Genomic DNA, 12,116 nt, shown 5'->3' with positions numbered 1-12,116 from the left:
ACGGGCGGGCTCGCGGACAGCCCGACCTCGCGGCTCATTCCCAAGGAGTCGCTGCCACAGGCGCAAAAAACCCGGCCGGGCGGACCCAGGCCGGGCTCGTCGCGTCCCGAACGCTTAGCGCGCCGGTTCTGCGATGAAGATCTCCACGCGGCGGTTCATCGCCCGCCCTGCTGCGGTCGCATTGTCGGCCACTGGCTGGTAGGAGCCCCGGCCATCGACCGCGATGCGCTGCGCCGAAACGCCGCGCATGACCAGATAGTCACGGGTCGCCGCGGCACGATTCACCGAAAGCGGGTTGTTGATGGCGTCGGAGCCGGTGCTGTCGGTGTGACCGATGATGGACACCGTGGTCACGGGGTGCTGATTCAACGTAGCGGCCAGGCGGTCGAGCACCGGACGCATGTTCGGCTTGATGTCATACCGGCCCACGTCGAAAGAGACATCCGAGGGGATATCCACCTTGAGCTGGTTGTCGGCCGTCTGGCTGATGCCGATACCGGTACCCGCGGTGGCCTGCTCCATCTCGGCACGCTGCTTCTGCATGTTCTGCGACCACAGGTAGCCGCCCGCGGCCCCGATCGCCGCGCCAACGGCTGCGCCGGTCGCCGTGCTCTTGCTCTTGTTGCCACCCGCAGTGGCACGTCCGATGATCGCACCCGTCACCGCCCCGATGCCTGCGCCAACGCTGGCGTCACGCTGGGTTTCCGTCATGTTCGCGCAACCCGACAGCCCGCCCATGGCGAGCGTGATTGCGGAAAAGGTGATGATGACTTTTTTCATGTTGTTTGCCTCCGTTGAGCTGCGGGAATACGAATTATGGCCGCTTCGCGCTTTCACTCTAGCCCATCCGAATGCAACAGAACATGACGGCGGCGCCTGGATGCGAGCGGCTCAGGCGCGCAGCGCGTTGAACAGCGAAAAACCGACCCAGGTCATCAGCACCGAGCCGAGCACATGCAGCAGCAGGTGCGCACCCAGCCAGCCGAGCGCGCCGCGCTGCAAGAGATGAAAGGCCTCTGCCGAGAAGGTCGAGAAGGTCGTCAGTCCGCCGAGCAACCCGGTCGTAAGCAATAGCTTCAACGCCGGCGTCATCGTCGGCCAGGCCTGCACCGCCGCCAGCGCAAGCCCCATCAGCAAGCCGCCCAACAGGTTCGCCGCCAGTGTGCCGAGCGGCACCAGTGCGAACACCGGATTGAGCCACAGCCCGAGTCCCCAGCGCAGCCACGCGCCGCAGGCCGCGCCCACCCCCACCGCAGCGAATGCCGCGAGATTCATCACCCGCCCTCCCCAGAACACGCAGGCCATGCACCCGCACCTTGCGATTCTAACCAGTCCGGAACGCACCGCCGGAACACGAACGGTCGATCGGCTACAATCAGCGCATGCCCGAAACCGGCCCCAGGCCGATTTTTCCTCCTTCCCGCACACCCCGATGAAACCCGAAAAGAACCCTGCCGCCGAAGCGCCCGTCGTATCCAATTTCATCCGCAACATCATCGACGAGGACATCCGTACGGCGAAATGGGGCGGCCGCGTCGAGACGCGCTTCCCGCCCGAACCCAACGGCTACCTGCACTACGGCCACGCCAAGTCGATCTGCCTGAACTTCGGCCTCGCCGAGGCCTACGGCGGCGCCTGCCACATGCGCTTCGACGACACCAACCCCGAGAAGGAAGAGCAGGAGTACGTCGACGCCATCCTCGAGGCGGTGCAATGGCTGGGTTTCGAGTGGGGCGAACACCTGTACTTCGCCTCGGACTACTTCGACCGCATGCACGACTGCGCGATCAGCCTGATCCAGGCTGGCAAGGCCTATGTGGACTCGCAGTCGGCCGAGGAGATGCGCGCCAACCGAGGCACGCTGACCGAGGCGGGCAAGGACAGCCCCTACCGCGAGCGCAGCGTCGAGGAGAATCTCGATCTCTTCGCGCGCATGCGCGCCGGCGAGTTCGCTGAAGGCACGCACATCCTGCGCGCGAAGATCGACATGGCCAGCCCCAACATCAACCTGCGCGACCCGGCGATCTACCGCATCCGCCACGCCACCCACCATCGCACCGGCGACGCGTGGTGCATCTACCCGATGTACGCCTTCGCCCACCCGATCGAGGACGCGATCGAGAACATCACCCACTCGGTGTGCACGCTCGAGTTCGAGGACCAGCGCCCCTTCTACGACTGGCTGCTCGACGCGCTCGCCAGCGCAGGCCACTTCCCACGCCCGCTGCCGCAGCAGATCGAGTTCGCCCGCCTCAACCTCACCTACGTGGTGCTCTCCAAGCGCAAGCTGATCCAGCTCGTGAATGAAGGCCACGTCGCCGGCTGGGACGACCCCCGGCTACCCACGCTCGTCGGCGCCCGCCGCCGCGGCTTCACCGCCGCCGGCTTCCGCCGCTTCGCAGAGCGCATCGGGGTGTCGAAGGCCGACTCGTGGATCGACATGAGCGTGCTCGAAGAATGCATGCGCGACGACCTCAACGAAGCCGCCGAGCGCCGGGTGGCGGTGCTCGACCCGCTGAAACTGGTCATCACGAACTATGAAGAAGGTGCCTCCGAGCTGTGCCAGGCGCCCAACCACCCGCTCAAGCCCGAACTGGGCAAGCGCGACATGCCGTTCTCGCGCGAGCTGTGGATCGAGCGTGATGACTTCATGGAAGAGCCGGTCAAGGGCTTCCACCGCCTGTATCCCGGCAACATGGTGCGCCTGCGCTACGGTTTCGTGGTGAAGTGCACCGGCTGCGAGAAGGACGCCGCCGGCAACGTCACCGCGGTGCTCGCCGAGTACATGCCCGACTCCAAGTCCGGCACCCCGGGCGCCGACAACTACAAGGTCAAGGGCAACCTGCACTGGGTGTCGGCGGCGCACGGCTACGAGGCAGAGGTACGCATCTACGACCGCCTCTTCGCCCACCCGCACCCCGGCCAGCGCCGCGAGGGCGACGCGCCCGACTTCGAGCGCGACTTCCTCACCGACATCAACCCCGACAGCAAGCGCGTCATCACCGCGTATCTGGAAGCAGCGCTCAAGGATGCCCAGCCCGAGGAGCACTTCCAGTTCGAGCGCCACGGCTACTTCGTGGCCGACCGGGTGGATTCGAAACCCGGCGCGCCGGTGTTCAACCGCACGGTGACGCTGAAGGACTCGTGGGCCAAGGGCGGAAAGTAGATCAGGCCCGAGAGGAGAGCGAGGATGGCGACGAAGGGCTCGACCGATACGATGGCCGCCTCGCGCGCGGGTCGTGTCAGCGACCTTGCGCGGCTCGGGCAGACTTCCTTGACCACGCCCGGCGCGAAGAAGCCGCCGGGACTGCGCGGGGCATTCCTTCTGCAGGCTGCGGAACTCGCCCTTCGGGCTCGGACAGTCCTCGCCTGCGCCAGGAACACCCCACACATCCCCGGCTCACGCCATGGGGTTCCATCGGCCCATAACAGGATCCTGATGAAACCTTTCCTTCCGATCGGACGGCGAAAGCGGTTCCTGGATGCGTGCGTGGTGTTCCTGGAGAGGCGAGGACTGTCCGAGCGAAGCGAGTTCCGCAGCCCCGGAAGGAACTCCACGCACGCATCCCTCGCGCAGGCTTGAGGCATCCCCACAATGACCGTCCCGAAGTACCACGAACTCATTCGCCCCCTGCTCGACCTCGTCGCCGACGGACATCCTCGCAACCTGCGAGAAGCGTCACAAGAGCTGGCAGAACAGTTGCAGCTCAGCGACGAGGATCTGGCTGAAACCCTCCCCAGCGGCTATCCGCGCTACCTGAACCGGGTCGGCTGGGCGAAAAGCGATCTCAACAAGACAGGGCTCATCGAAAGCTGCGGTCGTGGCTTGTTCAGGATCTCGGACAAGGGCCGCAACCAGCTACCTGAGCTCCCCCTCCAGCTCGATCGTAAATACTTCGAAGCACGCGGGATGGGAAGCTGGAAGGCCACCACTGCACCCAACGCGACGGAGGCGGTCGATGCAAGAGCAGACGAGGCACTGACCCCGGAAGAGCGGATCGACGAAACGCTGACAGAGATCCAGGACGCACTCGAGCAGGAAGTTCTCACGCAGCTTCGCTCGATCAACCCGGCGAGTTTCGAGCGCTTCGTCGTCCGCCTCCTGGCTGCGATGGGTTATGGCGTCGGCGAAGTGACCGGGCGCTCCGGCGACGGAGGCATCGACGGCGTGATCTACGAGGATCGACTCAAGCTCGACCGGATTTACCTACAGGCGAAGCGATGGGCAGACGCACCGGTGGGCGGGCCGGACATCAACGGGTTCCTCGGCGCCCTCGCCAAGCATGGTGCGAACCGCGGCGTTTTCGTCACCACAAGTCGATTTACCCAGGACGCGAGGCGTGCAGTCGAGCTGCCTCACCTCCGACTGGTGCTGATCGACGGCGAGGAGCTCGCCCGGCTCGCCGTCGAACACAACGTCGGGGTATCGGTGAAGCGCAGAATCGAGCTGAAGCGTTTCGACACCGACTTCTTCGACGACCTCTGAACCCACCTTCTCGATGAAAGCCCTGCGCCGCCTCCTCCTGCTCGCACTGCTCGCCGCACTGGTGGGCGCCGGGGGGTGGTGGATGACCCGCCCCAAGCCCGTCGAGGTGGTGGTGCACGCGGTGGCCCGCGGCACGGTCGAGGCCACGCTGACCAACACCCGCGCGGGCGAGGTGGAGTCCTGCCAGCGCGCAAAGATGGCGACCATCGCCGGCGGGCGGATCGAGTGGCTGGGGGTCCAGGAAGGCGATCGGGTCGAAGCGGGACAGGTGCTGATGCGACTGTGGCACGGTGACCTCGACGCGCGTGCGGCGGTCGCCCGCGCGCAACTGGCCACCACGCGCCAGCGCGTGCAGGAGGTCTGCACGATGGCGGCCAACGCAGCGCGCGAGGCGGCGCGCCAGGCGCAGCTGCGCAAGCGTGGCTTCGTCTCGGCGAGCGCCGAGGACATGGCGCGCACCGAAGCCCGCGCCCGCCGCGCCGCCTGCGACACCGCACAGGCCGACGTCGCCACCGCCGAGGCCCAGCTCACCGCCACCGAGACCGAACGCCAGCGCCTGGTGCTGGTCGCCCCCTTCGCCGGCACGGTCGCGAACATCAGTGGCGAGCTCGGCGAATACGCCACGCCCTCGCCCCCCGGCGTGCCGATGCCGCCGGCGATCGACCTGATCGACGATTCCTGCCTGTACGTGAAGGCGCCGATGGACGAGATCGACGCCCCGAAGATCCAGCCCGGGCTCCCGGTGCGCATCACCCTCGAGGCCATGCCCGACAAGGTGTTCGCGGGCACGGTGCGGCGCGTGGCGCCCTACATCACCGCGGTGGAAAAGCAGGCGCGCACGGTGGCGGTGGATGTGGATTTCGTGAATCCGGACGAGGCGCGCGGGCTGCTGGTCGGTTACAGCACGGACGTGGAGATCGTGCTGGCGACGCGCTCGGACGTGCTGCGGATTCCGACCGGGGCCTTGCGCGAGGGTGGCAGGGTGCTGGTGGTGGAGGGCGACGTGCTGGCGGAGCGCACCGTGGAGACGGGCGTGTCGAACTGGGCGTTCACCGAGGTGGTGTCGGGAATCGCCGAGGGAGAACGCGTGGTGACTTCACTGGAGCGCGAGGGGGTGATCACTGGCGCCAGGGTGGTCGTTCGCGCCGCACCGGCAGGGTGACGACGAACGCCAACGGCCCGAGCCCATGCCCCAGATCGAACTCGACCACATCGACCGCATCTTCAAGCTCGGCGACAGCGAGGTTCATGCCCTGCGCGACCTCACGCTGCGCATCGAGGCCGGCGAGTACGTCTCGGTCATGGGCCCATCCGGCTCGGGCAAGTCCACCCTGCTGAACCTGCTCGGTCTGCTCGACCGCCCCAACGCCGGCGCCTACCGGCTCGAAGGCCGCGACGTCACCACGCTCTCGGCCGACGAACAGGCCGCCGTGCGCAGCGCGCGCATCGGCTTCGTGTTCCAGAGCTTCCACCTCGTCCCCCGCCTCACCGCCGCCGAGAACATCGGCCTGCCGCTGGTGCTCGCCGGCGTGCCCGCCGTCGAGCGCGGGGTGCGCGTCTCGCAGGCCGTCAGCGACTTCGGCCTCGAAGGGCGCGCCCACCACCGGCCCGACGAACTCTCCGGCGGCCAGCGCCAGCGCGTCGCCATCGCGCGCGCCACCATCATGCGCCCGGCGCTGCTGCTCGCCGACGAACCCACCGGCAACCTCGACCGCGCCACCGGGCAGGAAGTCACCGCCCTGCTCGAGTCGCTCAACGCCGCCGGCACCACGCTCATCGTCGTCACCCACGACCCCACGATGGGCGAGCGCGCGCGACGACGGCTGATGATGGAGGACGGCGCCCTGGTCCACGACGAGCGCGAGGAGCATGACGGGCACGACAGGCGCGACGGGCGTCCCGCATGAACCCCGCCGACACCCTGCGCTTCGCCACCCGCGCGGCCACCGCCTACCCGCTGCGCACTGCGCTGATGATGCTCGCGATGTCCATCGGCGTGGCCGCGGTGGTGGTGCTCACCGCGCTGGGTGAAGGCGCGCGCCGCTACGTCGTCGACGAGTTCGCCGCGCTCGGGGCGAACCTGCTCATCGTGCTTCCCGGGCGCACCGAGACCGGCGGCGTCAGCGCCGGCAGCTTCGTCACCAGCACCCCGCGCGACCTCACCAACGACGACGCTGCCGCCCTCGCCCGCCTGCCGCTGGTGCGCCGCGTGGCGCCGCTCGCGGTGGGCAACTCCGAGATCGCCGCCGCAGGACGGCTGCGCGAGGTGATGGTGCTCGGCACGAGCGCGGACTTTCTCGACCTGCGCGGGCTGGCGCTCGCGCAGGGGAGCTTCCTGCCGCGCACCGATTTCGACCGTGCGGGGGCGGTCGCCGTGATCGGCGACGCGATCCGCGTAGAGATCTTCGGCCACCAGGCCGCAGTCGGACGCATGATCCGCATCGGCGACAACCGCCTGCGCGTGATCGGCGTACTCGCGCCCGCCGGCCGCGGACTGGGGATGAGCACCGACGAGCTCGTGCTGGTGCCGGTCGCCACCGCACAGGCCATGTTCGACACCAGCGGCCTGTTCCGCATCTTCGTCGAGACCACCGAGCGCAGCGCCCTCGCGCCCGCCCAGGACCAGATCGAGGAACTGCTGCGAACGCGCCGCGACGGCGAGCTCGACATCACCGTGATCACGCAGGACGCCATGCTCGGCACCTTCGACCGCATCCTCGGCGCGCTCACGCTCGCGGTCGCCGGCATCGCAGGGATCAGCCTCGCAGTGGCGGGCATCCTGGTCATGAACGTGATGCTGGTCGCCGTCACCCAGCGCACCGCAGAGATCGGCCTGCTGAAGGCGCTGGGCGCGCGCACGACAACCATCCGCCACGCCTTCCTGGCCGAGGCGGTGCTGCTGTCGCTCGCGGGCGCCGTCAGCGGCTTTGCGCTCGGCCACGCGGGCGCCTGGAGCGTGCGCACGGCGTGGCCGATGCTGCCCGCGTGGCCGCCCGACTGGGCGGTGGCGGCGGCGCTGGCGACGGCGCTCATCACCGGTGCGCTGTTCGGCGTGCTGCCGGCGCGCCGCGCCGCGGGGCTCGACCCCGTGCAGGCCTTGTCCAAGCGCTGAGGCCGACGACGATGCGCTGGCAGGACGCCCTCCACCTTGCGCTGCGTGCGCTCACCGCGCACCAGTTGCGCAGCTTCCTGACCCTGCTCGGGATCGGCGTCGGCATCGCGGCAGTGATCTTGCTCACGTCGATCGGCGAGGGCCTGCACCGCTTCGTGCTGGCGGAGTTCAGCCAGTTCGGCACCAACGTGCTCAGCATCAACCCAGGGCGCCAGGGTGCGCGCGGCGGACCGCCCGGCCTGCCCTCGACCGCGCGCGAGCTCACTCTCGACGATGCCGACGCGCTCGCCCGCCTGCCCAACGTGCGCCACGTCACCGCCTCGGTCAGCGGCAACGCCGAGGTGCGCGCGCAGGGTCGGGTGCGGCGCACCATGGTGCTCGGCGTGGGGCCGCAGATGCAGGAGGTCTACACCATGCGCGCCCGCGTCGGCCAGTTCCTGCCCGCGGACGATGCGGCCACGGCGCGCGCTTTCGTGGTGCTGGGCGCCAAGCTCAAGCGCGAACTGTTCGGAAACGCCAATGCGCTCGGCGAGCGCGTGCAGATCGGCGACGAGCGCTTCCGCGTGATCGGCATCATGGAAGAGAAGGGTCAGTTCCTCGGCATCGACCTGGACGACGCAGCCTACATCCCGGTGGCGCGCGGCATGTCGCTGTTCCGCCGCGACGGCGTCATGGAGATCGCGCTCACCTACGAGGAGGCCATACCCGCGGCGCGGGTGGCGGAGTCTGTTCGCCGACTCATGACCGCGCGCCACGGCCAGGAGGACTTCACCATCATCACCCAGGAGGACATGCTCGCGACGCTGTCGAACATCCTCGACATCCTCACCGCGGCGGTGGGCGCGCTGGGCGGGATCTCGCTGCTGGTGGGCGGCGTAGGCATCGTGACCATCATGAGCATCGCCGTCACCGAACGCACCAGCGAGATCGGCCTGCTCGTGGCCCTGGGGGCGCGGCGACGCACCATCCTCACGCTGTTCCTCGGCGAGGCGGTGGTGCTCTCCGGCATCGGCGGCCTGCTGGGGCTGGCTGCCGGGGCGGGGCTGGCGCAACTCGTCGGCCTCGCAGTGCCGGCAATGCCGGTGGCAACGCCCTGGCAGTTCGCGCTCGCCGCCGAAGTGGTGGCGCTGGTGGTGGGGCTCGCGGCGGGCGTGCTGCCGGCGCGACGCGCGGCTCGGCTGGACGCAGTGGAGGCGTTGCGGGCCGAGTGAGCGCGCGCCGCGCAAACGATGCATCGGCGCAAACCTTGCGACTCGTTGACTTTGGTCAAGCTTTCTTCAGATTCCAGGCGCATCAAGCGGCGCGGCCATCTAGATTGGAAGCGAGCAATCCGTGAAATAAGTCACGGTTCTTCAGGGAAACAGCCCATGAGACCGTGCGCCAGGACAGGAGACCATCATGTGTACATTCGACGCCCCCATCGCCCGTTGCGAAACCATGCACCAGATGGTGTTGCTGGACGAAACCCGCCGCGAATGCGCCTGCGAACACGGCTGCCCGCCGGGTCAGGCATGTCCGCTCGCCGCCTGCTTCGCACGCCAGAGCGGCCTGTACGAAACGCACCCCGAGATCCGCCGCGACGGCCAGCCACGTCACGCGCCGGTGCATTGATCGCCGACGTGATCGACCACGCAGTGATCCACTGATCGCACTTCGGGAAAACCTTGACGGAACCTGAAAGTCCCCGCGCCGGTCATTACTCCCAAAAGCACAATCGGGCGTCGCACGCAGCGTGACGACGCCCTTTTCGCAAGGGGACCATGACATGACGCCGATCCGCGGGGGTGAGACGTGCTCGCGAGCATAGGCCTGATCGGCCTGGCCGCGCTACTCGCACCAGCCTTCACCGCGCGCCTGCAGAGCCGGGCGGCGTGGGTGTTGGCGATTGCGCCCCTTGCCTGCTTCGTCCATTTCCTCGTCCTGATGGGGGACGTCGCTGGTGGCGGCGTGCTCGAACAGACGCTGCCCTGGGTGCCGGCGCTCGGCGTCGAACTCTCCTTCCGGCTCGACGGCCTGTCCCTGCTCTTCGCCCTGCTGATCACCGGCATCGGCACCCTGATCGTCCTCTACGCCGGCGCCTACCTGTCGGACCATCATCATCTCGGCCGCTTCCACGCCTATCTGCTCGCCTTCATGGCGGCCATGCTGGGCCTGGTGCTCTCGGACGACCTCATCGCGATGTTCGTGTTCTGGGAGCTGACCAGCGTCACCTCCTTCCTGCTCATCGCCTTCCAGCACGACAAGGGCGAGTCGCGCCGAGCGGCCCTGCAGGCGCTGCTGATTACCGGGGGCGGCGGCCTCGCACTGCTCGCCGGCCTGGTGCTGCTCGGCATCGCCGGCGGCAGCTGGCAGTTCTCGGGGCTGTCGGGCGAGGCCATCGCCGGCCATGCGCTCTACCCGGCGATCCTCGCGCTGGTGCTGCTCGGCGCCTTCACCAAGTCGGCGCAGTTGCCCTTCCACCTCTGGCTGCCCAACGCCATGGCGGCACCCACGCCGGTGTCGGCCTTCCTGCACTCGGCGACCATGGTCAAGGCCGGGGTGTATCTGCTCGCGCGCCTGAACCCGACCCTGGGCGACTCGATCGCGTGGAGCACGATCCTGATCACCGTCGGCGCCGCCACCGCGCTCGTGGGCGCGGTGCTGGCGATCCGCCAGACCGACCTCAAGCGCGTGCTCGCCTATACCACGGTCACCGTGCTCGGCCAGCTCACGATGCTGCTCGGCACCAACACGCATTATGGCCTGCAGGCCTTCGCGATCTACCTGGTGGCGCACGCCTTCTACAAGGCGGCGTTGTTCATGGCGGTGGGCGCGGTGGATCACGCCACCGGCACACGGCAGATCGCCCGCCTGGGTGGCCTGATGCGCTACATGCCGCTCACCGGCTTCGCGGTTGCGCTGGCGGCGTTCTCGAATGCGGGCCTGCCGCCTTTCTTCGGTTTCATCGCCAAGGAGTTCAAGTACGCGGGGCTGATCGAGCTCGGGCTCGCGGGCTGGATCACCACCGCGGTGATGATCCTCACCAATGCGTTGCTGCTCACCGCAGCCGGCGTCGTCTTCGTGCGCACCTTCCTGGGCAAGGAGGGCAACTATCCGCATACGCCACACGAAGCCAGCCTGCCGATGTGGCTCGGGCCGATGCTGCTCGCGGTGGGCGGCTTCGTGTTCGGTGCCTTCAACAACCTCGCCGAGGTGTGGCTGATCGACGCCGCGGTGCAGGCGGTGTCGAGCGCAGCGGTGCCGGTGAAGCTGTACCTGTGGGGCGGCGTCACGCCGGCCCTGCTGGCGAGCCTGGTCACGGTGGCGCTCGGGGTGTTCTTCTACCTGCAGCGTACCCGGCTGCGCCGGCGCCTGTCGCTGTGGCGGGTGCTGTGGCGGGTGAGTGGCGACATGGTGTGGGACCGACTGCTCAAGCGCGTCTTCGTCTTCGCCAGCGGCGTGGCCGACCGCTTCCAGCACGGCTCGCTGCGGCAACATGTGGCTGTGCTGGTGGTCGCGACCACAGGCTTCGCGCTCATCGGCCTATCGGCCTCGACCGACGGTCTGTTCGCGTGGCCACAGGCCACGAGCCCGATCAACCCCGCCGCCCTCGTCGGCTGCGTGCTCGCGGTCGCCGGCGCCGGAGCCGCGGCGGTGATGTCAGGCCGCGTGGCCCTGGTCGCCACGCTGGGCGCGAGCGGCCTCGGCATGGCGATGTTCTTCCTCGCCGCGCGTGCGCCAGACGTGGCCATCACCCAGCTCATGGTGGAGACGCTGACGGTGATCTTCCTCGCCTTCGTCCTGCGCCGCCTGCCGCCGACCCGCCTGGTGGGCTCTCGCAAGCCGGCAGCGAAGCGCTTCCATGCGGTGATCGCGATCGTGTTCGGCAGCGTGGTCACGGCCATGATGCTGATGACCATGAGTCAACCCCTGCCCGGCGACATCGCGCAGTGGTATCTGGCCAACAGCCTGCCCGCTGGGCAGGGTGCCAATGTGGTGAACGTGATCCTGGTCGACTTCCGCGCGCTCGACACACTCGGCGAGATCCTCGTCGTGGGTCTTGCGGCGCTGGCGGCGGCCAGCCTGCTCGGCGCGGGCAAACCCGGCGCCGGGGCGCGCGAAGGCAGCGCCGAGTTCGGTTCGGTGCTGTTGCGGCAGGGCATTCTGCCCCTGTCGGCGGTGCTCGCGCTGGTGTCGCTGATGCTGCTGTGGCGCGGCCACAACCTGCCGGGCGGCGGCTTCATCGGCGGGCTGGTGGCGGCAGGTGCGGTCGTGATGCTGGCGCTGGCCTTCGGCGTGGACCGTGCGCGCGCGCTGCTGCGCGTGGCGCCGGTGGCGCTGCTGGCAGGAGGCCTTGCGGTGGCCGCAGGCGCAGGGGTGATCGCGCTCACACAGGGCCAGCCCTTCCTCACCGGCAACTGGGTGTTCCCGGGCGGGCTGCCGCTGGGCACGCCGCTGCTGTTCGATGTCGGCGTGTATCTCACCGTGCTCGGCGCGGTGCTGCACATGCTGCTCCGTCTGCTCGAGCGGGAGGCCTGA

Annotated in this window: 10 protein-coding genes; 8 read left to right on the top strand and 2 right to left on the bottom strand. The window is 68.6% G+C overall.

Features of this window, described 5'->3' with window-relative positions:
• Window positions 1-114 precede the first annotated feature (114 nt).
• Complete coding sequence (locus tag ACPT9U_RS06370; protein WP_418364282.1) at window positions 115-780, bottom strand: OmpA family protein; 666 nt, start codon at window positions 778-780, stop codon at window positions 115-117.
• Between the two features lie 111 nt (window positions 781-891).
• On the bottom strand, window positions 892-1,275 hold the full coding sequence (crcB, locus tag ACPT9U_RS06365) for a fluoride efflux transporter CrcB (protein ID WP_418364283.1): 384 nt from the start codon (window positions 1,273-1,275) through the stop codon (window positions 892-894).
• A 157-nt stretch (window positions 1,276-1,432) separates the two neighbouring features.
• Between crcB and ACPT9U_RS06360 the strand changes: the two genes are divergently transcribed.
• From ACPT9U_RS06360 to mbhE, 8 genes are all read left to right on the top strand, one after another.
• On the top strand, window positions 1,433-3,166 hold the full coding sequence (locus tag ACPT9U_RS06360) for a glutamine--tRNA ligase/YqeY domain fusion protein (RefSeq protein WP_435750265.1): 1,734 nt from the start codon (window positions 1,433-1,435) through the stop codon (window positions 3,164-3,166).
• Window positions 3,167-3,595: 429 nt separating this feature from the next.
• Entirely contained in the window at window positions 3,596-4,486 is an 891-nt protein-coding gene (locus ACPT9U_RS06355) for a restriction endonuclease (protein WP_435750264.1), read from the top strand.
• A gap of 13 nt (window positions 4,487-4,499) precedes the next feature.
• Window positions 4,500-5,648: an efflux RND transporter periplasmic adaptor subunit gene (locus ACPT9U_RS06350; protein ID WP_435750263.1), complete on the top strand. Its 1,149-nt coding sequence runs from the start codon at window positions 4,500-4,502 to the stop codon at window positions 5,646-5,648.
• A gap of 25 nt (window positions 5,649-5,673) precedes the next feature.
• Entirely contained in the window at window positions 5,674-6,393 is a 720-nt protein-coding gene (locus tag ACPT9U_RS06345; RefSeq protein ID WP_418364286.1) for an ABC transporter ATP-binding protein, read from the top strand.
• Complete coding sequence (locus ACPT9U_RS06340) at window positions 6,390-7,598, top strand: ABC transporter permease (RefSeq protein ID WP_435750262.1); 1,209 nt, start codon at window positions 6,390-6,392, stop codon at window positions 7,596-7,598. The genes ACPT9U_RS06345 and ACPT9U_RS06340 overlap by 4 nt, the downstream gene beginning before the upstream one ends.
• A gap of 11 nt (window positions 7,599-7,609) precedes the next feature.
• Window positions 7,610-8,809, top strand: a complete 1,200-nt coding sequence (locus ACPT9U_RS06335; RefSeq protein ID WP_435750261.1) for an ABC transporter permease — start codon at window positions 7,610-7,612, stop codon at window positions 8,807-8,809.
• A 187-nt stretch (window positions 8,810-8,996) separates the two neighbouring features.
• Complete coding sequence (locus ACPT9U_RS06330; RefSeq protein WP_418364289.1) at window positions 8,997-9,209, top strand: hypothetical protein; 213 nt, start codon at window positions 8,997-8,999, stop codon at window positions 9,207-9,209.
• 180 nt (window positions 9,210-9,389) lie between these two features.
• On the top strand, window positions 9,390-12,116 hold the full coding sequence (gene mbhE, locus ACPT9U_RS06325; RefSeq protein WP_435750260.1) for a hydrogen gas-evolving membrane-bound hydrogenase subunit E: 2,727 nt from the start codon (window positions 9,390-9,392) through the stop codon (window positions 12,114-12,116).

The sequence above is a fragment of the Thauera sp. AutoDN2 genome (assembly GCF_051280715.1).
In the GTDB taxonomy this organism is placed as follows: Bacteria; Pseudomonadota; Gammaproteobacteria; order Burkholderiales; family Rhodocyclaceae; genus Thauera.
This window is presented reverse-complemented; position numbering and strand designations above follow the sequence as displayed.